Origin of the sequence: Pseudarthrobacter sp. O4, from assembly GCF_050157025.1 — a bacterium.
Lineage (GTDB): Bacteria > Actinomycetota > Actinomycetes > Actinomycetales > Micrococcaceae > Arthrobacter.
The window spans coordinates 1410355-1435748 of record NZ_CP189591.1 but is presented as its reverse complement, the minus strand read 5'-3'; the positions used below and the strand labels follow the sequence as shown (position 1 = coordinate 1435748).

At 67.6% G+C, this 25394-nt stretch carries 19 protein-coding genes; 13 read left to right on the top strand and 6 right to left on the bottom strand.

Going from position 1 to position 25394, the window contains the following annotated elements; translation table 11 throughout:
* Positions 1-2: 2 nt before the first annotated feature.
* Positions 3-1241: a THUMP-like domain-containing protein gene (locus ACQCSU_RS06470; protein WP_426978916.1), complete on the bottom strand. Its 1239-nt coding sequence runs from the start codon at positions 1239-1241 to the stop codon at positions 3-5.
* Positions 1242-1297: 56 nt separating this feature from the next.
* On the opposite strand from ACQCSU_RS06470, the gene ACQCSU_RS06465 reads away from it, so the two are divergent.
* From ACQCSU_RS06465 to groL, 3 genes are all read left to right on the top strand, one after another.
* The gene (locus ACQCSU_RS06465; RefSeq protein ID WP_426978915.1) at positions 1298-1747 is read left to right on the top strand and encodes a hypothetical protein; all 450 of its coding nucleotides are present in this window, start codon (positions 1298-1300) and stop codon (positions 1745-1747) included.
* A 262-nt stretch (positions 1748-2009) separates the two neighbouring features.
* Positions 2010-2306, top strand: a complete 297-nt coding sequence (gene groES, locus ACQCSU_RS06460) for a co-chaperone GroES (protein WP_123255329.1) — start codon at positions 2010-2012, stop codon at positions 2304-2306.
* 77 nt (positions 2307-2383) lie between these two features.
* Positions 2384-3994 (top strand): chaperonin GroEL, encoded by a 1611-nt coding sequence (gene groL, locus ACQCSU_RS06455; protein ID WP_426978914.1) that lies wholly within the window; start codon positions 2384-2386, stop codon positions 3992-3994.
* A 79-nt stretch (positions 3995-4073) separates the two neighbouring features.
* Here groL and ACQCSU_RS06450 read toward each other — a convergent pair whose 3' ends face one another.
* A complete protein-coding gene (locus ACQCSU_RS06450) occupies positions 4074-5042 on the bottom strand; it encodes a DUF389 domain-containing protein (RefSeq protein WP_426978913.1) in 969 nt (322 codons plus the stop codon).
* Between the two features lie 173 nt (positions 5043-5215).
* On the opposite strand from ACQCSU_RS06450, the gene ACQCSU_RS06445 reads away from it, so the two are divergent.
* From ACQCSU_RS06445 to ACQCSU_RS06435, 3 genes are all read left to right on the top strand, one after another.
* Positions 5216-7309, top strand: a complete 2094-nt coding sequence (locus ACQCSU_RS06445; protein ID WP_426978912.1) for an acyltransferase family protein — start codon at positions 5216-5218, stop codon at positions 7307-7309.
* A 201-nt stretch (positions 7310-7510) separates the two neighbouring features.
* On the top strand, positions 7511-9022 hold the full coding sequence (guaB, locus tag ACQCSU_RS06440) for an IMP dehydrogenase (RefSeq protein ID WP_426978911.1): 1512 nt from the start codon (positions 7511-7513) through the stop codon (positions 9020-9022).
* Between the two features lie 115 nt (positions 9023-9137).
* Positions 9138-10988 (top strand): ABC transporter ATP-binding protein, encoded by a 1851-nt coding sequence (locus tag ACQCSU_RS06435; protein WP_426978910.1) that lies wholly within the window; start codon positions 9138-9140, stop codon positions 10986-10988.
* A gap of 104 nt (positions 10989-11092) precedes the next feature.
* Here ACQCSU_RS06435 and ACQCSU_RS06430 read toward each other — a convergent pair whose 3' ends face one another.
* Both ACQCSU_RS06430 and ACQCSU_RS06425 read right to left on the bottom strand, forming a co-directional pair.
* Positions 11093-11788, bottom strand: coding sequence for a DUF305 domain-containing protein (locus ACQCSU_RS06430; RefSeq protein WP_426978909.1), 696 nt, complete (start codon positions 11786-11788; stop codon positions 11093-11095).
* A complete protein-coding gene (locus ACQCSU_RS06425; RefSeq protein ID WP_426978907.1) occupies positions 11785-12429 on the bottom strand; it encodes a DUF3105 domain-containing protein in 645 nt (214 codons plus the stop codon). Before ACQCSU_RS06425 ends, ACQCSU_RS06430 begins: the two co-directional genes overlap by 4 nt.
* 268 nt (positions 12430-12697) lie before the next feature.
* On the opposite strand from ACQCSU_RS06425, the gene ACQCSU_RS06420 reads away from it, so the two are divergent.
* From ACQCSU_RS06420 to ACQCSU_RS06390, 7 genes are all read left to right on the top strand, one after another.
* The gene (locus ACQCSU_RS06420; protein WP_426978906.1) at positions 12698-13834 is read left to right on the top strand and encodes a GuaB3 family IMP dehydrogenase-related protein; all 1137 of its coding nucleotides are present in this window, start codon (positions 12698-12700) and stop codon (positions 13832-13834) included.
* A gap of 74 nt (positions 13835-13908) precedes the next feature.
* The gene (locus ACQCSU_RS06415) at positions 13909-15660 is read left to right on the top strand and encodes a glycerol-3-phosphate dehydrogenase/oxidase (RefSeq protein WP_426978905.1); all 1752 of its coding nucleotides are present in this window, start codon (positions 13909-13911) and stop codon (positions 15658-15660) included.
* A gap of 77 nt (positions 15661-15737) precedes the next feature.
* Positions 15738-16226 carry a PTS sugar transporter subunit IIA gene (locus ACQCSU_RS06410; RefSeq protein WP_426978904.1) on the top strand — a complete coding sequence of 163 codons (489 nt, stop codon included), beginning with the start codon at positions 15738-15740 and terminating at the stop codon, positions 16224-16226.
* A gap of 122 nt (positions 16227-16348) precedes the next feature.
* Positions 16349-17227 carry an SURF1 family protein gene (locus ACQCSU_RS06405; protein WP_426978903.1) on the top strand — a complete coding sequence of 293 codons (879 nt, stop codon included), beginning with the start codon at positions 16349-16351 and terminating at the stop codon, positions 17225-17227.
* Positions 17224-17736 carry a DUF3817 domain-containing protein gene (locus ACQCSU_RS06400; protein WP_426978902.1) on the top strand — a complete coding sequence of 171 codons (513 nt, stop codon included), beginning with the start codon at positions 17224-17226 and terminating at the stop codon, positions 17734-17736. The genes ACQCSU_RS06405 and ACQCSU_RS06400 overlap by 4 nt, the downstream gene beginning before the upstream one ends.
* A 250-nt stretch (positions 17737-17986) precedes the next feature.
* Positions 17987-19576 (top strand): glutamine-hydrolyzing GMP synthase, encoded by a 1590-nt coding sequence (gene guaA / locus ACQCSU_RS06395; protein ID WP_426978900.1) that lies wholly within the window; start codon positions 17987-17989, stop codon positions 19574-19576.
* Positions 19577-19870: 294 nt separating this feature from the next.
* Entirely contained in the window at positions 19871-24127 is a 4257-nt protein-coding gene (locus ACQCSU_RS06390; RefSeq protein WP_426978899.1) for an AAA family ATPase, read from the top strand.
* A gap of 41 nt (positions 24128-24168) precedes the next feature.
* Here ACQCSU_RS06390 and ACQCSU_RS06385 read toward each other — a convergent pair whose 3' ends face one another.
* A complete protein-coding gene (locus ACQCSU_RS06385) occupies positions 24169-24759 on the bottom strand; it encodes an RcpC/CpaB family pilus assembly protein (protein ID WP_426979731.1) in 591 nt (196 codons plus the stop codon).
* Between the two features lie 317 nt (positions 24760-25076).
* Positions 25077-25331 (bottom strand): FmdB family zinc ribbon protein, encoded by a 255-nt coding sequence (locus tag ACQCSU_RS06380; protein WP_426978898.1) that lies wholly within the window; start codon positions 25329-25331, stop codon positions 25077-25079.
* Positions 25332-25394 lie beyond the last annotated feature (63 nt).

The following is a 25394-nucleotide window of genomic DNA, read 5'->3' as shown; positions in this document are numbered from 1 at the left end:
AGCTAGTGCTGGACCGGCTCCACCGAAATGGCCACCCGCTCCTCGCCAATCCTGGTGAGGACCAGGGTGGCCGTTTTCTTGCCCCTATTTTTCCCGGCAGTGTTCTTCCCAGCAGGGAGCAGCTGCTTCCGCAGCTCCTCCGGCGTCACCGAGGTGCCGCGCTTCTTGATGTCCAGCACTCCGATGCCCCGGTCCTTGACCCAGGCCTTGAGCGCCTTGACGTTGTAGGGCATCACCTCCAGGACCCGGTACGCCCGTGCGAACGGCGTGTCCTTCAGCTCCGGGGCGCAGATGTAGGCGATATGCTCGTCCACCAGATGCCCGCCCAGCTGGAACGCGACGTCGGCCACCAGACCGGCACGGATGACTGCGCCGTCGGGCTCGTACAGATATCCCTCGACGGGTCCCACCGGGGCAACCGGGCCGCCGTCGAACTCCTCGGAGCTGGTGAGTTCCGCGGCACCCTGCGGGCCGAGCAGGAGGGCGGCACGCCGTACCCCGGGACGCCGCACGGCGTTGAACCACAGCGCCACCTCGGTGACGTCGCCGCCGGCCGAGACCCATTGCGCCTCACAAGCTGCTGGGACCGAGTCGTGCGGCATGCCGGGGCCCATCTTCACACCGACGGCGCGCCCGGAGTCGGCCAGGGACTCGGCGAAGGACAGCGGCGGGGAGAAGTCCTCCGGGTCCCAGAGCCGCTTGGTCCCCGAGGTGGAGGTGGTGCGGCGGGCGGGATCCAGCCAGACGCCGTCGATTCCCTCGAGCGGCACCGCCATGGCATCGGAGTGGACCACGGTGGCGTTCCGGAAGGGGATCAGGTTCATGGTGGCGCATGCGGCCGTGGTCTCATCCATCTCCACCGCGGTGACCTGGATGTCCAGGGACGCCAGTGCCATCGAGTCGGCGCCCAGGCCGCAGCCCAGGTCCGCTACGTGCCGGATGCCGGCCTCCGCGAAGCGCTGCGCGTGCCGGGCCGCCACGGTGAGTCGGGTTGCCTGCTCCAGCCCCGCCTGCGTGAAGATCATCTGCCGGGCAAATTCGCCGAACTTGGCCTCGGCCCTGGTCCGGAGCCGGGACTGGGTGAGCACCGCCGAAACGAGTTCGGGGGAGTGGCCGGACTTCCGGAGCGAGGCGTTGAGCCGGAAAGCCTCATCCTCCTCGTACGGCCCCAGCGATGCCAGCAGCTCCCAGCCCTCGGGGTTGAGGAGCGGGGCGATCTGGTCCTGCGGTGCGTCAGCCATGGAATCAAGCCTAGTTCAGGCGCCGGTGCCCCGATGCGCCCGCTAGGCTGGACGGCATGGACGACAGCGGTACGGAAGACAACGGGACCCAAGACGCCTACACGGACCCGGACGCCGCCCGGCGGGACGCCGAAGAGGGCCGCCCGGGCCGTCAGCATCTTGCCGGACACGGCGTTGCCCGGTACGCCAGGCCGGCGCTGATTGCCGGCGGCGTCATCGCCGTCGTCTGCGTGGCCCTCCTGGTCATCATCTTCTTCCTGGACTCCTTCAACGCGACCGTCTATTCAGTCGGCGGCAAGGACGTCACGGACGCCACCGACGAAGCCCGGTCAATCCGTGAGAGCTACGCTGCCGCCAAGGTCGGCGGCACCATCTTCCTGGTTATCGGCCTCGCACTCGCCGCCGCGGGCGGATTCCTGCTGTACCGCCAGCGGAATGAACCGGGCCGGAACGACGAGGCGGACGACGGCGAGGAAGTGGACTTCGAGGACCTCGGGGGACAGTAATCCTGCCGCCCGCCGGCGTTCGCACCGGCAGCCGACAGCCTGCATCCCGGCCGCCCCGGGCGTTCACCCCGGATGAACTTCTGGCACTCGCCTTGACCGAGTGCTAACCATTTACATAGAGTCGTTGTTAGCACTCTCCCTAGGAGGGTGCTAACAACTGAAGCTTCACAGCCAGGCTGCTGCCGGCACCGCGACGACGGTTTGCACGCCTTGGCACCACAGCTTTAAAGTCCATGAATTTGCTGACGAATAGGAGAGGTCCTTGTCGGTCTCTATTAAGCCTCTTGAGGATCGTATTGTTGTCCGCCCGCTCGAAGCCGAGCAGACCACGGCCTCCGGCCTGGTTATCCCGGACTCCGCGCAGGAAAAGCCGCAGGAAGGCGAAGTTGTTGCAGTAGGCCCCGGCCGCTTCGACGACAACGGCAACCGCGTTCCGATCGACGTCGCCACCGGCGATGTTGTCATCTACTCCAAGTACGGCGGAACTGAAGTCAAGACCGGCGGCACCGAGTACCTCGTGCTGTCCGCCCGCGACGTTCTGGCGATCGTCGTAAAGTAACTCTCTTGGACCCCCGCGCCGCCGATCCTTCTCAGACGGGTCAGTTGCGCGGGGTTCTGTCTTGAAAGGACAAAACCATGGCAAAGCAGCTTGCGTTTAACGACGCTGCCCGCCGGTCGCTTGAAGCCGGCATCGATAAGCTCGCCAACACGGTCAAGGTGACGCTTGGCCCGCGCGGCCGCAACGTCGTGCTGGACAAGAAGTGGGGCGCCCCCACGATCACCAACGATGGCGTCACCATCGCCCGTGAAGTCGAGCTGGACGACCCGTTCGAGAACCTTGGCGCGCAGCTCGCCAAGGAGGTCGCCACCAAGACCAACGACGTTGCCGGTGACGGCACCACCACCGCCACGGTGCTGGCACAGGCCCTCGTCAAGGAAGGCCTCCGCAACGTTGCGGCAGGCGCCGCACCGGGCCAGATCAAGCGCGGCATCGAGGTCTCTGTTGAGGCTGTCGCCGCCCGCCTGCTCGAGAACGCCCGCCCGGTCGAAGGCACCCAGGTCGCCAACGTCGCCTCCATCTCCGCCCAGAGCGACGAGGTCGGCGAGCTCCTGGCCGAGGCATTCGGCAAGGTCGGCAAGGATGGTGTGATCACCATCGAGGAATCCTCCACCACGCAGACCGAACTGGTCCTCACCGAGGGCATGCAGTTCGACAAGGGCTACCTGTCCCCGTACTTCGTCACCGACGCGGAACGCCAGGAAGCCGTCCTCGAAGACGCCCTGATCCTGATCAACCAGGGCAAGATCTCCTCCGTGCAGGATTTCCTGCCGCTGCTGGAAAAGGCGCTGCAGAGCTCCAAGCCGCTCTTCATCATTGCCGAAGACGTCGACGGCGAGGCCCTCTCCACGCTGATCGTCAACCGCATCCGCGGCACCCTGAACGTCGTTGCCGTCAAGGCTCCGGGCTTCGGTGACCGCCGCAAGGCCATGCTGCAGGACATCGCCACCCTCACGGGTGCACAGGTTGTCTCGCCGGAACTGGGCCTCAGCCTGGACACTGTAGGCCTCGAGGTGCTGGGTACCGCCCGGCGCATCACCGTCACGAAGGACAACACCACCATCGTCGACGGCGCCGGTTCGGCCGAGGATGTCGCAGCCCGTGTTTCCCAGCTGCGCGCCGAGCTGACCCGCACGGATTCGGACTGGGACAAGGAAAAGCTCCAGGAACGCCTGGCCAAGCTGGCCGGCGGCATCGGCGTGATCAAGGTCGGCGCTGCCACCGAGGTCGAGCTGAAGGAAAAGAAGCACCGCATCGAAGACGCCGTGTCCTCGACCCGCGCTGCCCTCGAAGAAGGCATCGTGGCCGGCGGCGGCGCCGCCCTCATCCACGCCCTCAAGGCGCTCGACGAGGACCCGGCCGTCCAGGCTCTCGAAGGTGACGCGGCAGCAGCTGTCGGCATCGTCCGCCGGGCACTGACCCAGCCGCTGCGCTGGATCGCCCAGAACGCCGGCTTCGACGGCTACGTCGTCGTCGCCAAGGTGGCCGAATCCGCCGACAACCAGGGCTTCAACGCCAAGACCGGCGAATACGAAGACCTGATCGCGGCCGGCGTGATCGACCCCGTGAAGGTGACGCGGGCGGCCCTCCGCAACGCGGCCTCCATCGCGGCACTGGTTCTCACCACGGAAACCCTCGTGGTCGAGAAGCCTGCCGATGAAGACCAGCACGCGGGCCACCAGCACTAGCTCCAAGTCGCTGTAGTCAAGGCCGGTCCGGCATCGCCCGGGCCGGCCTTTTCTATGCCGTCCGGCCCGGAAACGAGGCTTAGCGCTGGGACCGCAGGGCCTTGCGCCGCAGGCGCAGTGCGGCGTCCCGGGGGAGCCGCTTGGTGATGAGCCGGTAGAAGACCAGCACGGCCGCCGCCGAAACCACAATGCCCACCAGATTCAGGAACAGCTGCAGCGCCGAGCCGGCGGCTTTCTCGTATTCGCCCAGCACCAGGGCGACGGCGACGAAGCCGGCGGCCGGAACGGTCGTCACCGAAATGAACACCCCGATCAGCGCCGAGGATCTCTGGCTGATCACGGAGAGCATGCCTGCGGTCCCGGCCAGGACGGCGACGATCAGCGAGTAGGGGCCCGGGTGGTAGATGAATTCGACGGCGGAGCCATGGTCCAGTGCATCGGCGGGGAAGAGTCCGAGGGGCACCGACAGCCACGCGGTCAGGGCAGCCGCCAGCATCGCTACCGGGAAGCCGACGCCGAGAGCCAGCGCCGCGCCGCGTCCCAGCGGCCCTTGCCGGCGCACAAGAGCCACTGCCAGGGCAGCCAGCGGGCCGAACTCCGGCCCGACCGCCATGGCGCCGACGATGGCGATGGTCGAGTCGGTCACGATGCCGATGGCCGCCAGTTGGGTCGCCAGGACCAGGAAGGCCAGATAGCTCCATGTGAGCCGCGAGTCTTCGCCCGTCTGCCTGGAGACCTCGTCCCAGATCACGGCGTCGGCCCCCTCACCCGGGGCTGCCGCCACCGCCTGGTCAGCGCGGTCGGAGAGCACGAGGTCCGGCATCGTGACCGAAATGGAGCCGAGTTCCCGGACGTTCAGCGCATGGAGTTTCTCCACCAGCCGCTCGACCGACTCCCTCGCCAGCAGGACGTGGATGACGTCCCCCGGAGGGAGCACGGACGCCCCGGGGTGGCGGGCGACTTCCGCCACGCCGAGCTCGCCGGAGCAACACTCCACCACGACGCCGGACAGCTTTTCCGGCACACAAATTCGCAGTTCCGCGATCACAATGCCGCCTCCTCTGACTCGTAACAGACTAGCCGCCGGCGCGGCCTCGGGCCGCGGAAAACCCCGCACTGCCCCCGTTATCCCCCCGACCCCCGCGCCCCCCGCCACGATTGGCCAGATAAATTACGGTTCGGTAACATTGATGCTTTGGGAAACCGGTTTGAAGGGTCTTTGTGTCGAACGAGCGAACCATTGCCGGCCCGCACACCGCGGACGCGGGTTCTCCGGCGCGCCGAAAATCCAGCTACCGCCCCGAAGTCCAGGGCTTGCGGGCCCTCGCCGTCCTCATGGTGGTCACGTACCACGTGTGGCTCGGCCGGGTCTCCGGCGGGGTGGACATCTTCCTGCTGATCTCTGCCTTCCTGATGACGCTCAGCTTCGCCGGGAAGGTGGAAAGCGGGAAGCCGCTGCGGCTCCTGAGCCACTGGCTCCACCTGCTCAAGCGGCTGCTGCCCGCCGTCGTCGTGGTCATCCTCGGCGTCCTGGCCGGCACCTGGGCCATCCTCCCGGAAAGCCGGTGGCCGGATGTGCTGGACCAGGCCTGGGCCTCCCTGCTGTACCGGCAGAACTGGCTCCTGGCGGACACCGCCGTCGACTACTACGCGCAGGACCATTCCGGTGCCAGCCCCTTGCAGCACTTCTGGTCATTGTCCATCCAGGGCCAGGTCTTCCTGCTGTGGCCGCTCGTGTTTGCCGGTGCCGCGCTGCTCCGCAAGCTGCTCTGCCGCGGCCTCGGCCGCTGGACTCCTTTGAAGGACCGGCTGAACTATCGGGTTTTGCTGGCCGTGGTCTTCGGCGCAATCTTCGTTGCCTCGCTGCTGTACTCGATTCAGCAGACCGCCACGAACCAGGCCTACGCCTACTTCGACACTCGCGCCCGGCTCTGGGAATTCGCCCTCGGCTCCCTGCTGGCGCTCGCCGTGCCCTACCTCAAGCCCGGCAGGATCCTGCGGGTGGCGCTGGGCTGGACCGGCCTTGCCGCCATGCTGTCCTGCGGGCTGCTGCTGACCGTGGACCGTTCCTTCCCCGGCTTCATTGCCCTGTGGCCCACCCTCGCCGCGGCCGCCATCATTGTGGCAGGGCAGAGCGGCAGCCGTTTCGGTGTGGACCGCTTCCTCACCTGGAAGCCGCTCGTTGCCCTCGGCGACAACTCCTACGCCCTCTACCTGTGGCACTGGCCGCTCCTGGTGCTGGCCCTCGCCGGGATGGGGATCAGCTCGCCGAACCTCGTGCAGGGCCTGGCCATCGTGGCCACGTCCGTGGTGCTGGCCGTGCTCACCACCCGGTTCGTGGAGAAGCCCTTGCGTGAATGGCACTGGCCGCAGCGCCGCGCCTGGCGGAACGCCGTCGTGATCGTGGCGTGCGGCGCCCTGCTCGCGGGACCCGTGTCCGTGTGGCAGAGCAAGCTGATGGCCGAGGAGGCCGCCGCGGCGTCGCAGCCAAGGGAACTGACGCCGGGAGCCGCCGCCTTGTCGCCCGGGTATGCGGGCAAATCGACGCCGGATGCCAAGATCATCCCTGCCCCCGTCGCGATGAAAAACGAGTGGGCGGACATCGACGGGCTGTGCACGGACGAGAACGTCCCGAGCGACCCCCTGCTCGCCGGTTGCCTGCAGAACAGCCGTCCGGACACCGTCACCAAGCGGATCGTGGTGCTGGGCGACTCACATGCCCAGCAGTACATGGCGGCCCTCGGACCGATCGCCCGGAGCCACGGCTGGGAAGTCGTCACCCTCCTGAAAGGCAACTGCCGCTTCGGCGGGGAATCCGCGGACCGTGACGCAGAGTGCAACGCCTTCAACAAGGCCAGTGCCGAGTACGTCCTGGAACACCGCCCGGACGCAGTCTTCACCGTCGCCTCGCAGACGTACAAGGACGCCCCGTTCGAAACCGAAGTGCCCCAGTATCTGGAGGGCATCAAGCCCTTCACCGATGCGGGCATGGAAGTGGTGGGCGTCCGCGACAACCCGCGCTTCAGCATGAACATGCCCGAATGCGTGCAGAAGAACGGCCCGGGCGCACCGGAGTGCAACGTTCCCTTGCAGGAATCCCTGGCCGAGTCCTCGCCGCTGGACGCGTACCGGGGCAAAGTCCCCGGGCTGCACCTCATGGACCTGAGCGACTTCATCTGCGCCGGCGGCATCTGCCCCGCCGTCGTCGGCAATGTCTACGTCTACAAGGACGACAACCACCTGACCAAGACCTATGTCCAGAGCATGATCCCCATGTTCGAACAGCGGCTGTTGGCATCCACCGGCTGGACGTGACGGCCCGGCTGTCCCACACGGTAAAAGGCGTGGCGGGAGCGGATGCCGTTGCTCACATTTCCGCTCCGGAATATGGCGGACGCCGCCAAGGTTCTATTATTTATTCAACACTTCTGCACAGGCCACGCCCGTAATGACTGGCTGGTCATCTGCTGCAACCCCTACCCGTGAAACCCGGTAACCAAGGTAAGAGGCGCACTCATGACCCAGCCCGAACACAACCCCTTCGGCTTCATCGGCCTGACCTACGATGACGTCCTGCTCCTGCCCGGCCACACGGACGTCATCCCCTCCGAGGCGGACACCTCCTCGCGGATCTCCAAGCGCATCTCGGTCCAGACGCCGCTGCTGTCCGCCGCCATGGACACCGTCACCGAGTCCCGGATGGCCATCGCCATGGCCCGCCAGGGCGGTCTCGGCGTCGTGCACCGCAACCTCTCGATCGCGGACCAGGCCGACCAGATTGACCGGGTCAAGCGCAGCGAGTCCGGCATGATCACCAACCCGCTCACCATCGGCCCCGAGGCCACGCTGGCCGAACTGGACGAGATCTGCTCGCATTACCGGGTCTCCGGCCTGCCGGTCGTGGACGAGGGCATGAGGCTGCTCGGCATCGTCACCAACCGCGACACCCGGTTCGTGCCGGAAGCGGATTTCCCGCTCCGCCTCGTCAGCGACGTCATGACCAAGATGCCCCTCGTCACCGGGCACGTCGGCATCAGCCGCGAGGAGGCGTCGCACAAGCTCGCGACCAACAAGATCGAGAAGCTCCCGCTCGTTGACGAGCAGGGCCGGCTCAAGGGCCTCATCACCACCAAGGACTTCACCAAGGCCGAGCAGTACCCGCTGGCCACCAAGGACGAGGAGGGCAGGCTGCGCGTCGGCGCCGCCATCGGCTTCTTCGGCGACGGCTGGGAGCGCGCCATGACCCTGATCGACGCCGGCGTCGACGCCCTCTTTGTCGACACCGCCAACGGCCACTCGCAGGGCGTGCTGGACATGATCCGCCGGTTGAAATCGGATCCCGTCGCCGCCCACGTGGACATCATCGGCGGCCAGGCGGCCACCCGCGAAGGAGCCCAGGCTCTGATCGACGCCGGTGCCGACGGCATTAAGGTCGGCGTGGGCCCCGGCTCGATCTGCACCACCCGGGTGGTTGCCGGCGTCGGTGTCCCGCAGATCACCGCCATCTACGAGTCCGCCAAGGCAGCCATCCCCGCCGGCGTGCCGCTGATCGCCGACGGCGGCCTGCAGTACTCGGGCGACATCGGCAAGGCGCTGGTCGCCGGCGCGGACACCGTCATGCTCGGCTCGCTGCTGGCGGGCTGCGACGAGTCCCCGGGTGACCTGATCTTCGTCAACGGCAAGCAGTTCAAGCTCTACCGCGGCATGGGTTCGCTCGGTGCGATGCAGACCCGCGGCAAGAACACCTCCTACTCCAAGGACCGGTACTTCCAGGCCGACGTCTCCGGCGATGACAAGCTCATCCCGGAAGGCATCGAAGGCCGCGTGGCCTACCGTGGCCCGCTCGCCTCCGTGGCCTACCAGCTGGTGGGCGGCCTCCGCCAGACGATGTTCTACACCGGCGCCCCGACCATCCCCGAGCTCAAGGCCCGCGGGAAGTTCGTCCGGATCACGCCGGCAGGGCTGAAGGAATCCCACCCGCACGACATCCAGATGACGGTGGAGGCACCGAACTACGGTTCGCGCTAAGCCGGCCGGAGATCACCGGACACGGGCCATGGGAACGCTCCCCATGACCTGTTCTCGTCAGCGGCCAGTGTCTGCGGTCCGTGCCTGTGGCGGAGCCCGCAACTAGGCTGAAGGCATGTCCGAACTCCTTCCCGCGCGTGAGCCGAAGCGCAAGCTTGCGCTGAGGCCCTATGCGCGGGCCGTCGCGCAGGTGCTCCGGGTCAGTTTCCGGGCCTCGCCGGCCGCAGTGTTGATGAAGGTCGTGGGCTCGCTGATCTCGGCCCTGCTGCCGCTGGTCACCACCTACTTCGCCGCGCTGACCACCACAGCGCTCGCGGCCGCCTACTCGGGCAACGCCGCGGCTGGCCAGCAGGCCATCGTCTACGTCATTATCACCGCCGCGCTGGGGCTGTTCTGGGGTTCCTTCAGCAGCGTGGACCGGTACATCCAGCAGCTCATGAGCTTCCGGGTCGGAGCGATCGTGGGCGACCTCATGTATGAGCGGTTCCTGGCGCTTGAGTTCTGGCGCTACGACGACAAGGAAACGATCGACCTCTACGACCGCGCCAAGCGCTTTTCCGATTCCTACGGCCGGGTGCTGGACCGGATCGCCGCGATCTTCACCCAGCTCGTCTCTGTGGTCCTGGCGATCGGCGCGCTGCTGCTGGTCAGCTGGTGGATAGCGGTGATCGTCCTGGTCGCGATCGTCCCCAGCGTCTACCTGCAGTTCAAGCTCTCCCGCGAACAGATCGCGCACTGGAACACCCAGGTCGACTCGCGCCGGCGGCGCCGGATGATCGAGACCAACCTGCTTCGCCCGCAGCACATTGCCGAGATGCGCCTCTACGGGATCGTCGGCTACCTGATGGACCTGCGCTCCCGGCTGCGGGACGCGGACGAGAAGCGGCGGCTGGATTTCCAGAAACGCTACATCCCGAGGCAGCTCGCCGCCGACGCCCTGCAATACGGCGCCGAGGTGGTGTCCCTGATCTGGGTGGTGGGGCAGATCATCGCCCGGGCGCAGCCGGTGGGGCAGTTCCTCTATGTGCAGCAGATTGTCAGCCGCGCCCTGTCCACGGCCAACAACCTCGTGTCCTCGCTCAGCTCCATCGACGAGGACCTCGCCAACCTCAAGGACTACGAGCTGTTCATGGCGATGCCGGTGCACTCCAGCCATGCCCCGCCCCTGCTGCAGGCACCGAAGACCGTGGAACTGCGGGACATCCGCTTCACCTATACCGGCAGCGAACTGGAGGTCATCAAGGGCATCTCTCTGACCATCAGGGAAGGCCAGCACATCGCCATCGTGGGGGAGAACGGTGCCGGCAAGTCCACCCTGATCCGGATCCTCGCCGGGCTCTACCGCCCCGATTCCGGGCAGGTGCTGCTCGACGGCGTCGACCTCGCCGCCGTCGACGTCACGTCCTGGCACCGCCATCTGGCGGTGCTGAGCCAGGAATTCCTCAAGTACGAGTTCGCCACCGCCGCGGAGAACATCTTCTTCGGTGACGTCGACTCGCCCCGGGACGGCGGGCGGATCCGCCGGGCCGCCGCGGATGCCGAGGCGCTGGACTTTCTCAACAAGCTGCCCAACGGACTGGACAACCACGTCAGCAACTGGATGGAGGACCCCCGCGGGCGCAAGGGCAGCGGCCTGTCCGGCGGCCAGTGGCAGCGTCTCGCGATGGCCCGGAACTTCTACCGGAACGCCTCCTTCATGGTGATGGACGAGCCCACCTCCGCCATCGACGCGCTGGCCGAACACCGGATCTTCACGCGGCTTTTCGCCGACCGCAGCAGCACGATCATTGCCATCAGCCACCGGCTCGCGACCATCGAGAAGGCGGACATCGTGTACATGCTCGAGGACGGCCGCGTGGTGGAACAGGGCACCCACAAGGAACTCGTGGCGCTGCGGGGCCGGTACTTCCGGATGTTCGAGTCCCAGCTGACCGTTCCGGATACCGAAAACGTCAGCGGGGAGTGACGCGAGCGCGGCGGCTTGTAACGCGGGGATGGGGGAACACCTCCAGCAGCCCTCAAATCGGCAGCCACCGCCGTCTATGCGAAGGGATCTTCCCGCTTTCCCGACTACCGGGCCGTGAGGAGCTGGAACATGTAGTCGGCCTCGGACTGCTGGGCGGTCACGACTGACCGCGCCAGAGAGGTCACGGCCACGTTGTCGCTGCGGTCCACGACCGCCCGGGCCATGGCCACTCCGGCCTGGTGGTGCCGGATCATGAGCTCCAGATAGAGGCGTTCGGCCGCCGCGCCGGTGGAGGCTTCGAGTGCCGCCAGCTCCGCAGGGGTGGCCATGCCGGGCATCAGGGTTTCCGTTTTGGGGGTGGAGGCGTCCGCGCCGCTGCCGTGCGCAGCGTGGCCGCCGTCGTCCGCGGAGAGGCCGCCGCCGTCGGTCATCCACGCCATGGCGGGCGCGGTGGACGCCTGCGGCAGCCCCCAGACGGAGAGCCAGCCGAACATTTGTCCGGCCTGCTGCTGCTGCGACCGGGCGATGTCATACGCGAGCCGGCGGATGTCCGGGTCGTCCGTGCGGTCCCGGACGAGCGTGCTCATCTCCACTGCCTGCAGGTGATGGACCTGCATGTCCCGGGCGAAGCCGGCCTCGGCGGTGCCCCCAGAGGGAAAAGCAGGGGGGAAAGCAGGGGCTGGTGCGGTTAGGCGGCCCAGGGCCCAGCCGGCGAGGACGGTGAGCACGACGGCGGCGAGGACGGCCAGCGGCCGCCGCACCCGGCTCCCGGCCCTACTGCCGGCAGCCTCTGCGTTCACGCGATGCGGCCGGGCGCGTTAATGCCTCCGGTGCAGGCGGCACCGGGTTCGGGGGCATTCGACGACTGCCAGAACTTGGCGACGAAGTCCTTGATCCGCTCGTCGGCGGGGGAGTCCACGCCGACCTGGGCGCCCCAGGCGGACAGCATGATCGGTGAGGCGGTCCCTGTCAGCGGTGAGAGGACGGTGTAGGTGCCGGGCAACGCCTTCCGCAGGGTCTCAACGTCGGCCTCGGAGACAGCGGCCGGGTCATAGCTCGCCCAGACGGCGCCGTGCTCCAGCGCGTGGACCGCGTTCTCGGCCGGAACCGGCTGGGAGTAGACGCCGCAGTTAAGCCAGGCGCTGGCATGGTCCCCGCCGACGGCCGGGGCCTGCGGGTACGACACCGGGGTGGCCACATGCTTGGAGGTCAGGTTCTCGAACGTCTGAAGGCCGGCGATCTGGATGCTCGCTGCCGAGGGCGGGGGCGGATCTTTGATCAGCGCGACCGTGACCAGGGATCCCACCAGCGCCACGGCGACGGTACCGCCGCCGGCCCAGAGCAGCTTACGCTTCCGTGATTGCCGGGCCTGGGCCGCTTTGACGGCCTGAAGCCGGGCTGCCGTGTCCTCCCGCGCCTGTTTCGCCTTGCTGCCGCTCATGAAGATGGTCTCCCTTACGTGCTGCGTATTATTTGAACGTTCAACTGTGCATCCTATCGTCCGGGCGGGTGCGGAGAAAGTCCCCAGCCCCGCAGGCCAGGGGAGTGAGCGGCGATTCGCCAGAGATGGCCGCTATGCCGCGTCCCATTCCGGCCAGATGTGGCAATGGGGCGCGGCAGAGGATGCAGCCGGCCCCGGGACAAGGGCATTGCGGCGCAGCCGGGCGGGCCATCGGTACCAGGCCCGCCCGCTGGGATAACCTAGAGCAGTGACTTACGAGATTGAGATTGGCCGTGGCAAGCGTGGGCGTCGTGCCTACTCCCTGGACGACATTGCGATTGTCCCCAACCGACGTACGCGTGACCCCAAGGACGTCTCCGTCTCCTGGCAGATCGATGCCTACAAGTTCGACATGCCGGTCATCGCGGCGCCGATGGATTCGGCCATGTCCCCGGAAACCGTGATCGCCCTTGGCCGCCTCGGCGGACTCGGCGTCCTCGACCTCGAAGGCCTCTGGACCCGGTACGAGGACCCGCAGTCCGTGCTGGACCAGATCGCGGCGCTCCAGGACGAGACCAACAGCCCGGCCGTCACACGCCGCATGCAGGAGCTCTACCGGGCGCCCATCCAGCCTGAGCTGATCACGTCCCGGCTCGCCGAGATCCGGGCCGCGGGCGTGACGGTGGCAGGATCGCTGACCCCGCAGAGGACCCAGGAACACTACAAGACCGTGGTGGCCGCCGGCGTCGACATCTTCGTGATCCGCGGAACCACCGTCTCGGCCGAGCATGTCTCCAAGGACCACAAGCCGCTGAACCTCAAGCAGTTCATCTACGAACTGGACGTCCCCGTGATCGTCGGCGGCGCCGCCGGCTACACCCCGGCGCTGCACCTCATGCGCACCGGCGCCGCCGGAGTCCTGGTCGGCTTCGGCGGGGGAGCGACCTCCACCACCCGCCGCGCCCTGGGGATCCACTCGCCGATGGCCTCCGCCATCTCCGACGTCGCCGCGGCGCGCCGGGACTACATGGACGAGTCCGGCGGCCGCTACGTCCACGTCATCGCCGACGGAGGCGTCGGCGCGTCCGGCGACATCGTCAAGGCCATCGCCATGGGCGCCGACGCCGTGATGCTGGGCAGCGCCCTGGCCCGCGCCGACGAAGCCCCCGGCAAGGGCTGGCACTGGGGCCAGGAGGCCCACCACCTTGAGCTTCCCCGTGGCGACAGGGTCAACGTCGGCACGGTCGGACCCCTCGAAGAGGTCCTGTTCGGACCGGGCCACCACACCAACGGAACGTCCAACCTGATCGGTGCGCTGCGCCGTTCGATGGCAACCACAGGCTATTCGGACCTCAAAGAATTCCAGCGCGTCGACGTCGTCGTCTCGCCCTACGCCGGCAACTGAGGTGCCCCTGCCCATCCGGAGAACTTGGACGTAGTCTGGTGCCCTACGAGGTTTGATCCCGATGGAGGCGTGACATGAACAGTTTTCCCGGCGGTTCTCCCGTGGCCGGCGGCGCCCTTGGGCCCGCGGAACGCGAAGCTTCACTCGCGGTGCTCAGGGGAACCACGGACCCCGGCAAGGAACTCGACATCCTGATCGTCGGCGGAGGCATCGTCGGCACCGGCGCCGCCCTGGACGCCGTCACGCGCGGACTGAGCGTCGGGATCGTGGAGGCCAACGACTGGGCCGCGGGGACCTCCTCGCGGTCCTCGAAGCTCATACACGGCGGCCTCCGCTACCTCGAAATGCTCGACTTTGCACTGGTCAAAGAGGCATTGCACGAACGCGGACTCATTCTCTCCGTGCTGGCGCCGCACCTTGCCCGGCCGGTCCCCTTCCTGTACCCGCTCACCAAGCCGTTCCTTGAGCGGCCCTATGTCGGCGCCGGGATCGCCCTGTATGACGTGATGTCCATCACCGGCGGGCATAGCCGCGGTGTCCCCTTCCACAAACACCTGAGCCGCCGCGGGACCCTGCGAGCCGCCCCGAGCCTCAAGGATGACGCCTTCGTCGGGTCCATCCGCTACTACGACGGCCAGGTCGACGACGCCAAGTACGTCGCCAACCTCATCCGCACCGCCGCCTACTACGGCGCCCACGCGGTGACCCAGATGTCGGTCGTGGACTTCCTGCGCGAGGGCGAACGCGTGGTCGGGGCCAAGGTGATCAACCACGAGGACGGCTCCACCTTCAACATCCACGCCAAACAGGTCATCAACGCCACCGGTGTCTGGACGGATGAGACCCAGGCCATGGTGACCGACCGCGGCCAGCTCAAGGTCCGCGCCTCCAAGGGGATCCACCTGGTGGTGCCCCGGGACCGCGTCCAGTCCACCGTGGGGCTGATCCTGCGGACCGAGAAGTCCGTGCTCTTCGTCATCCCGTGGGGCCGGCACTGGATCATCGGGACCACCGATACCGACTGGCATCTGGACAAGGCCCACCCTGCGGCCTCCAGCAAGGACATTGACTACCTCCTGGAGCACGTGAACAAGGTCCTGAAGCGGCCACTCACCCGCGAAGACGTCGAGGGTGTCTATGCCGGGCTGCGCCCGCTGCTGGCGGGGGAGAACGATTCCACCGCCAAGCTCTCCCGCGAGCACGTCGTGGCGCACCCCGTGCCCGGACTTGTGGTGGTGGCCGGCGGCAAATGGACCACCTACCGGGTGATGGCCAAGGACGCCGTCGACGAGGCGACCCGCAGCATGGACGAACGCGTCCCGCCAAGCTGCACGGAATCCATACCGCTGCTGGGCGCCAGCGGCTTCAAGGCCGCCTGGAACAAACGGAACCGGATGGCGGAAGAGACCGGCGTGCACGTGGCACGGATCGAGCACCTGCTCAACCGCTACGGTGCCATGGCCCCCGAAGTGCTGGCCCTCATCGCCGCTCACGCCGAACTGGCCGAACCGCTGCCGGGCGCGGACGACTACCTCGCCGCCGAGGCCGTCTATGCCGCCACCCACGAAGGTGCCCGCCACGTTCAGGACGTGCTGACCCGGCGTACCCGCATTTCCATCGAGGCCTGGGACCGCGGTGTGTCCGCCGCTCCGGTAGTCGCTAAACTGATGGGGGATGTTCTCGGCTGGAGCGATGCGCAGCGCGAGAGTGAAATCAAGCATTACCTGGCCCGGGTTGACGCCGAACGGCTGAGCCAGGAGCAACCGGATGATGAGTCCGCCGACGCCGCACGAATGGGCGTCGAGGACATCGTTCCGCTGCGCTGACCGGCAACGCCGGACGGGAGCCCGGATCCCCAGGCTGCCGGACGGCGCGCACTCACGCCACTTCGAAGGGACACCTCTTGGCGGAACCACTGGACAGGTATGACGCCGGACTCACCACCCCCGAAATGGTGGTCCTCGAGATGGATGCCACGGACAAGCTCGACGCCACGTCGCAGCTCGCCGAAAGGATGCATGCCGCCGGACGGATCTCCGATCTGGAGGGTTTCCTCAAGCACGTCAACGCGCGCGAGCATCAGCTCGCCACCGGGCTTCCGGGCGGCATCGGCCTGCCCCATGCCCGCAGCGAGTTCGTCTCCCGGACCTCGATTGCCGTCGGCATCACGAAGTACGGCAGGTCCCTCGACTTCGGCGCCGCTGACGGCCCGGCAACGGTGGTCCTGCTGATCGCGACGCCGGCCAGCTCCTTCTCAGACCACCTGGAAGTACTTGCCACGCTGGCGCGCTCGCTGTCCAAGGAATCGTTCCGCGAGTCGCTCCGCCGGGCCTACGATCCCGAAGTGATCGCGGAGCTCATCAACTCCAGCCTGGTCTTCTTCGACCATTAGAGATTGGGGCAGGCCCTTTCGTGTCGACTCCGTCGCCACGCAGGGACCCGGCTGCCCCACTCTAGGATCTGTCCCACCGGCCCGTTTCGTTGTTCTACACGAGGACGAAGTACGGTTAAGGGGTGCTGAAAACTGCCCTTAGACCCCGATGGATTGCAGGCCTCTTGTTTGCGATCGTCATTTCCGGGGTTTTTGTGCTGCTGAGCCAGTGGCAGTTCGGCCGCTCCACGCAGGCGGAGGTCCCGGTCGCGACGACGACCGAGGAACCCAAGCCGCTGACCTCGGCGCTGCAGCCGGGCAATTTCTTCCCGGGATCCGTCGCGGACCAGAAAACGACGGCCACGGGCAGCTATGACCGGCAGAAGCAGGTCCTGGTTCCGGGCCGCCTGCACGACGGCGCGAAGGGCTACTGGATCGTGTCTGCGTTCGCCGTCACGGATGCTCCAGTCCTGGCCGGCGCGGGCGCCTCGCCGCAGACCTGGATCCCGGTTGCCCGCGGCTGGGTGGCAGATCCTGCGGATGTCGTGGCGCCGCCGTCGGGCACCATTAAACTCACCGGCCGGCTCATCCCGTCCGAGGCCCCGCTTCCCAACACCGATGCCGGTCCCGGACGGGCCACCGCCGTCTCCGTCGCCGAGCTCATCAACATCTGGGAGGTCAGCAGCTACCCCGGGTTCATCGCCGCAGACACCGAGCTGGCCGGCACCACGGATGTCGGTGCGGCCGACGTCGGGGGCGATCTGAAGCCGCTGAACATCGGGCCGCAGCCCCCTGCCCAGAAAGTCAACTGGCTGAACCTCTTCTACGCCGCCGAATGGGTAGTCTTCGCCGGCTTCGCGCTCTTCATCTGGTGGCGCCTGGTCAAGGACGACTACCGCCGCGGGCTGGAAGACGCACTCGACGAGGAGCAGGCCGCGCAGGCGTCCGCCGCCGACGAGGAGCACCCCGCCGGACCACACCCCACCGAAGCACGTCCCACAGAACCGAAAGTGCAATCATGATCGAGCCCCAGCCGGCCATCCAGCCGCAGCAGTCCAACTTAACGGGAAGCGCCAACGGCAAGAAGCGCCGCTTCGGCGGAACCGAGGCACAGATCCGCTCCGCCCTGAAGTTCTACAAGGTGCTTGCCTACCTCACCGGATCCATGCTGCTGCTGCTCTGCGCCGAACTGATCGCCCGGTACGCGTTCGGCCAGTACCTGTTCGCCGGCGGCACCAACGCCGTGACCGGCCAGCCCCACGGCTTCGGGTTTGCCGATGCCGAGCCGGCCGGTGTTATTGGCGGGCTGAACCTCTCCGTCGCGGTCCTGATCGTGCACGGCTGGATGTACGTCGTCTACCTCATCTCCAACTTCCGCCTGTGGTCCCTCATGCGCTGGCCGTTCGCCAAGCTCATCATCCTGGCGCTCGGCGGCGTCGTCCCGTTCCTGTCCTTCTTCGTCGAGAAGAAATTCCACGCCGACGTTGACGCGGAGCTCGCCGCGAACCCGCAGGCGCCGCAGCGCTACTGAGCAGCGCTACTGAACGGGAGCTGCCCAGGGCCGGACGCGGCAGCCCGCCGGCGCCCGCCGGACGCCGTGGGACGCTGAGGTGCAGACCAGGGCGCTTCGAGTGTCCGATCCGCCCTGATCTGCCCCCGCGGCGGGTCCTGTCTTTCCGGAGCGTGGCCCCGTGTGAGTTCGCTCACCCGGCGGCTCATTGCGGGGCCCGGACCGTCTTCTCAAGGTGCGGCCGGGCGGCGGTGCAAAGTACGCTAGTACGGTGACTACTCCCCCTGCATCCCAGACGTCCCACAAGCCCGTGCTGGTTGTTGACTACGGTGCCCAGTACGCGCAGCTGATCGCCCGCCGCGTCCGGGAAGCGAATGTGTATTCGGAAGTGGTTCCGCATACCTACAGCACCGAGCAGCTGCTGGCCAAGAATCCGGCCGCCATCATCCTCTCCGGCGGCCCCGCAAGCGTCTACGCCGAAGGCGCCCCCAGCGTCGGCGCGGACCTTTTTGAGGCCGGAATCCCGGTCTTCGGCATCTGCTACGGCTTCCAGGCCATGGCCAATGCGCTCGGCGGCAAGGTGGCCCAGACCGGGCTCCGCGAGTACGGCGCCACCGAGACCACCACCGTCGGCGAGGCCCGCTCCATCCTGGAGGGCATGCCCCAGCACCAGAGCACCTGGATGAGCCACGGCGACTCCGTCCACGAGGCCCCGGAGGGCTTCGAGGTCCTCGCGACGACGGCCGGCGCCGACGTTGCCGCCTTCGCCAACGAAGAAAAGGGCCTCTACGGCGTTCAGTGGCACCCCGAGGTGAAGCACTCCGCCTACGGCCAGGAGGTCCTGGAGAACTTCCTGTTCAAGGGCGCAAAGCTGGAGCCGAACTGGACCACGGGAAACATCCTCGAGGAGCAGATCGAGCGGATCCGCAAACAGATCGGCGACGCCCGCGTCATCTGCGGCCTGTCCGGCGGCGTCGATTCCGCTGTCGCGGCAGCCTTGGTCCAGCGTGCCGTAGGCGACCAGCTGACCTGTGTCTTCGTGGACCATGGACTGCTGCGCGAGGGCGAAGCCGAACAGGTCGAACGCGACTTCGTGGCCGCCACGGGCGTCAAGCTCTACGTTGCCAACGAGCAGGAGCGCTTCCTGGCCGCCCTGGCCGGCGTCAGCGACCCGGAAGCCAAACGTAAGATCATCGGCCGCGAATTCATCCGCGCCTTCGAGGAAGCCGAGCTGGCGATCATCTCCGAGGCGGCCGCGCACGGAGAGAAGATCAGGTTCCTCGTCCAGGGCACCCTGTACCCCGACGTCGTCGAATCCGGCGGCGGCGAAGGCTCGGCGAACATCAAGAGCCACCACAACGTGGGCGGCCTGCCGGAGGATCTGCAGTTCGAACTCGTGGAGCCGCTGCGGGCCCTGTTCAAGGATGAAGTCCGTGCCGTCGGCGCGCAGCTCGGCCTGCCGCAGGAGATCGTCGGGCGCCAGCCGTTCCCGGGCCCGGGCCTTGGCATCCGGATTGTCGGCGAGGTCACCAAGGATCGCCTGGACCTCCTGCGCAAGGCGGATGCCATTGCCCGCGCCGAACTGACCGCCGCCGGCCTGGACAACGAGGTATGGCAGATGCCGGTGGTGCTGCTGGCAGATGTCCGCAGCGTCGGCGTCATGGGCGACGGCCGCACCTACGGCCACCCGATCGTGCTGCGCCCCGTGTCCTCCGAAGACGCCATGACGGCCGACTGGTCACGGCTTCCCTACGATCTGCTGGCCCGGATCTCCAACCGGATCACCAACGAAGTGGACGGGGTCAACCGTGTAGTGCTGGACGTGACCAGCAAGCCGCCGGGAACCATCGAGTGGGAATAGCCTGCTGAACACAGGCGTATGAAATGGCCGGCCTCCTGACGGGGCCGGTCATTTTGTGTGTGGGGTATTTTTAGCCGGGTAGTCTCATAGGGCCATTTCCGGTCCAATTTGACCGGCGCCAGTGTTGCGGGCTCTTCCTCGCGGCCGATTCGGGCTACGCTCGAAGGCATGCCGGTATGGTCCAAGGCGCCGCGCGCGAGCACGGTAAACGCGAGCACCGAAAACGCGAGTACCGAAAACTCGAGCGCGGTAAACGCGAGCCCAGAAAAAGCGAGCACAGAAAAGAAGGCAGCAGTGTCAGTTGGTCAAGGCCACCCCGGCGGCTCCGAGGAGCTCAGGAAATGGCTGTCGGGGCTCAAGCCCGTCACCGGAGCAGATACGATGCTGCGCTTCACCAAGACGCCCGAAGGCTCCATCGACCTGACCAACGCGCACCCGTCCGGTCTGGCCCAGCTCATGGCGGGACGGCGTACCCGGCTTTCCACCCTGATCCGCGACCGCCAGCAGTATGTCATCGCCGCCCGCGCCTCACGGAACCTGCGCTCGAAGATCTTCGAACTGGCCAACGACCGCGGCATCGATGCGGGCTATTTCTCCGCCGGTACGGTCGTCTGGACTTCCGCCGTCGGGGGCAAGCCGCAGCGCGTCTCAGCCCCCGTCATGCTCATCGCCATTTCCCTCACCGTCCGGCCGGGTGAGGACGATTACGAACTGCAGCTGACCGAACAGGCCCGGATCAACCCGGCCCTGATCCGCCATCTGAAGACCATTCACGGGATCGTCTTCGACGTCAATGCCGTGACCCGGATGGCCTACAGCACCGCCCGTTTCGATCCACAGCCGGTCCTGGACCGCCTCGGCACGCTCGTCCAGCCCATCCATGGTGCCGACATTGAACACAACCTCCTCGTCTCCACGTTCTCGGACCTGTCCGGCAACCTGGAGGATCCCTGGATCAACGAGAACAATGCGCTCGTCTCGGCCCTGGCGCGTGCCGCCGCGGGGGTGCCACTGAAGATGCCCGAACTCAAGACCGGCCGCTTCCCGAGCACCGATGCACGCAATCCCGCCGAGGAACTGCTGCTGCTCGACGCCGACGCGGAGCAGCAGTACGTCGTGGACGCGGTCCGGGCGGGGGACTCGCTCGTCGTGAGCAGTCCGCCGGGGACCGGCCAGACCCAGACCGCCATCAACACCGTCGGCGCCCTCGTTGATGAAGGCAAGACCGTCCTGGTGGTGGGGGACCGGCGCGCCAGCCTGGGCGAGCTCTCCTCCCAGCTGGAGACGCTCGGACTCGATTCGGTGCTCTTCCAGGTTTCCGGCAACGCGACGCCGCTGCATCTCAAAGGCCAGCTGGTCCGGGCGATTGTGCGCAACGAGAAGTCCCTCGAGCCGCAGCTGAGCAACCTTCACACCACCCTGACCGAGCACCGCCACGCCCTCATGGACCACGTCGCGTCGCTCCACAACGTCCGCCAGCGCTGGGGGTGCTCGCCGTACGAGGCGATGCAGTCGCTGGCCGAGCTGACGTCGATCCAGCCGGCGCCGGCCACCACGGTGCGGCTCAAGCGCAGCGTGCTGGACAGCATCCGGGACCGCGAGGAGCTGGCCGGGCGGCTCCGCCGGGCTGCCGAACTGGGCAGTTTCAACCGCGCCTCCACCACCAGTCCCTGGCACGGGGCCCGGCTCCTGACCCGCAAGGAAACCCAGGAAGCCCAGCAGGTGGCCGGGTCCGTGGCAGAGAAGCTGCCGCTGCTGCGCGAGCGCATGAACGGCGTCGCCGAACACGCCGAGATCCGCCTCGGCAGCACGTTTGCCGAATGGGGCGAGCAGATCGAACTCCTCGTCGCTGTGCGCGAAAGCCTCGACAAGTTCACCCCGGACATTTTCGACCGGCCGGTCCACGACCTCATTTCCGCGACCGCCTCCTCCTCCTGGCGGCGTGAACGGAACATCGAGATGCCGTCCATGCAGCGCTCCCGGCTGCGCCGCGTCGCCAAGGAATACGTCCGCCCGGGCGTCCACATCGCCGATCTCCACAGTTCGCTCGTCCTCGTCCAGGATCAGCGGGCCGCCTGGTCCGGCTACGCCACGACGCAGCGCCACCCCGCGGTCCCCTCGGGCCTCGCCGAGATCACGGCGCTCTACCGTGAGCTCGGGGCGGAGCTGTTCGAACTGGGCCTGGCCGTCAAGCACACAGACGCCGGCGGCGAGCTGCTGTCCACGCCCTATGACGAGCTCGTGGCACGCCTGGAACGGCTGGTCGCCGACACGGGCACCCTGGAAACGCTGCCGGAGCGCACGCTGCTGGTGGAAAACATGCGCGAACACGGCCTGGGCGAACTGCTTGCCGACCTGGCCGAACGCGAGGTGCCGGCGGAATCGGTGGCGGCGGAACTCGAGCTGGCGTGGTGGCAGTCCGCGCTGGAGGCCATGATCAGCGGCGACGACTACCTCGCCATGTCCGACGGCGACGCGCTGCGCCAGCTCGAGGCGGAGTACCGCCTCGCAGACAACGCCCACATCGCCAGCGGCGCTGCCCGCCTGCGCTGGAAGCTTGCCGAACGTTGGCGGGCGGCCATCGCGGAGAACCCGCGGCAGGCGGACCTCTTGCGCAGCCTGCTCAAGGACGGCCGCGTAACCCTCGCCGCCCTGACCGGACAGGCCCCGGAACTGCTGCCCATGCTGGTGCCGGTGTGGTCGGTCAGCCCGTACCTGATGTCCGGCCTGCTGCCGATCGAGCAGAAGTTCGACGCCGTGGTCATCCTCGACGCCGAGACGACCTCACTGCAGGCCGTCCTCCCTGCCATCGCCCGGGCCCAGCAGGTCATTGCCTTTGGTGACGACCGGATCGCCAGCCCCAGGACGTTTACCGTCAGCGTGGAGCGGCTCGCCGCCGGTGAAAGCTCCCACCAGGGCGTTGAAAGCGCCTACCGGGCCCTCGCCGCTGTGCTGCCGGTCTGGAAGCTGCGGACTGTGTACCGCGCGGTCGATGAAGACCTCGTCCGGCAGTTGAGCAAGGGCTTCTACGACGGCGGGCTCCGCCGGCTTCCGGAGGGCCAGTCCGCGACCGGGCTGGACCGTGCCCTGACCCTGGAATACCTGCCGGACGGTACCGGGCTGCCCAGTGCGGACCAGGACGGCGTCGAATCTGTTGTCGCCGAAGTGAACCGCGCCGTCGAGCTCGTCTTCGAGCACGCCCGCCTCCGGCCCCGGACCTCCTTGGCAGTTGTCACCGGCAGCCTCCGCCACGCCGCCCGAATCGGTGAGTCCATCCGGCTGCAGCTACCCAACTATCCGCTGCTGGCAAGCTTCTTCACCGCAGGGGACGAATCCTTCCGGGTGGTGGACCTGGACCGCGCCCAGGGCCTGGTCCGCGACCACGTGATCTTCTCCCCGGGCTATGGGCGGACCCCGCACGGGCGTGCCCTGCACAACCTCGGCCCGCTCTCGGCGGAGGGCGGCCGGGCCAAGTTTGCCCTCGCCATGACACGCGCCCGCCGCTCCCTGCACGTGCTCAGCTGCTTTCGTCCCGAAGATCTGGACGTGACGCGGCTCAGCCACGGAGCGGTGGACTTCTACGAGCTGCTGGACCGTGAGATTGCAGGCAACTCCGATCTGGGCAGCCCCGCATCGCGGGCCGCCGCCAGCGAGCAGGCCCTTGGCGCCGACCCGTTGGTGGCCGACCTGGGCGACCGGCTCCGGGCCCGCGGCGCACGGGTCTGGCACCAGTACGACGGAGTCCTGAACATGGTGGCCGCAGCGGACCCGCTGAACACCATCGGCCAGGACGACGCCGAGATCCCACGCCCCGTGGCCATCGAATCCGACGGAACCGAGCAGTACCGGCGGATGACCGTGCGCGAACGCAGCAGGCTCCGGCCGCAGCAGCTGGAGCGGCTCGGCTGGCGCTACATGCCGCTGTGGACCATAGAGGTTTTCACCGACCCTTCCGCCTGTGCCGACCGGATCGGCGGATACCTTGGGCTGGAGAAGCCGGCGGTGTCCAGCCGAAACAGGACCTCGCCAGGCTTCTTCGACGATGACGTGGAGAACCTGGCCGTCAACGACGCACAGGCCGCCGAAGAGCGGGCCACATCCGAGCGGGCCACGTCCGAGCGGGCCACGTCCGGCTGGTCGGACAACGCGCAACAGCAAGCAGCAGCAACAATGGGCAGTAAGGAGGCCGACGGCATGAGTGCAGACGGCGAAATCCAGAACAACAGCATCCCGGACACCGGCAAGGGCGGCAGTTCCCCGGCCGAGCACCGCGGCAACTCTGCCGCTGAGCCGGACGCAGCCGGGACTGGCGCGCCGCGCGCCGCGGGCGATTCCGCCGCGACCGCCAACAGTTTCTTGCCCGACAGCGGTTTGCCCGTCGGCGGTTTGCAGAACGGTGTGCCCGACTCCGCGACTGCCGACAGTGTCTTACCGGACGGTGTCTTGCCGAACAAGGCGGCTGAGGACGACCCTCGCCGCTGGGGCGACCAGCCCGACGGCTACGATCACGACTCCTGGCTGCAGGAACAGAAGCCCCCGCACTGGGGCTAGCAACAGGTGGGCCGGCTGCGCCGCCTCTAGCCTGAAGTTGCCTAGCCGGGGGCAGCGGCTACGAGGACGAAGAACAGCTTTCCTTGGGTCGAGGCGCCGGCCAGCCGCCGCGCCTGATCGGCATCTGCCGCGACGACCATGAGGCCATCCGTCTCTCCGGCCGCGAGCCACGGGCCTGCCTTGCCGCCCTGTGCGGAGGTCCACAGTACGGGCACGGCGGCCGCCAGGACCTCGGATGTTGCCGGCTGGTCAAAGCCGTTGCCGGTGGACATCACCACGTTGATCAGTTGTCCTGGGGAGACCAGTTGGATGGAGGCCGGGTCCGCCATCCGGAGCGGCACGGCAGCCGAGCCCGGCGGGCTGCCGGCGAGCAGGCCAGGACCCAGGAGCTGTGCATCGGAAATCAGCTGGCCCTGCCGCAGCGCTACGGCCAACTGCTTCCCTTGGAGCGCCGCGGTGTTGCTGAAACTGCCGCTGGGCAGCAGGTTGTGAGGGATGTTGAGAACCCGCAGATCGTCAGCCTCGAGGGCTTTGCCGGCCGGCAGATCCCGGGCAGCGGCGAGGGCGACGACGGTGTCGGCCGGCGGCGGCGTGAGTTGTTGGACGGCGATGCCGGCGGCGACGCAGAGCAGGAGCGCCACTGCAAGCCGCCGGTTGCGGTTCAGCCAGCCGGTCAGTCGGCGGCGCCTCAGCGGTCCGCCCCGGGGCCTGGATCCCGGCGGGCTTCCGGAGTGCGGCCGATAGACGCGCGGGCGGGGGGAACGGCCGCCCGCGAGCACGGAGCGAGCACGGAAGACTGCACTAAGGAATGGCGCAGGGAGCAGAATCCTGGACGGGGAAACGAAGGTTCCGGCGGTGACCATACTGCCACGCTAGCCGTAGGCGTAACGCAGGTCCGGGGCGTGCAGTCCTATGTGGACAAGCGGCGTCCGGAGCGGGCGGCGGTTGCCTAGCCCGCGGCAGCGGGGGCAGGAGCTGCCGCCGGGGTCACAGGGGCCGCTGCCGGGGGCACGGAGCTGCCCTTGGTGTCGCGGGAGTCGTTCCGGTAGAAGCCGGAGCCCTTGAAGACGACGCCGACGCTGTTGAACTTCTTGCGCAGGCTCCCCTGGCACTCGGGACAGGACGTCAGGGAGTTGTCGGTGAACGACTGCACGATCTCGAAGGCGTGGCTGCAGTCCTTGCAGGCGTATGCATACGTGGGCACTGGAAATCCTCCTCAGGGACAAACGAGCAGGTCCCGTGCCGCCGAGGTCCGGAACACAGCCGA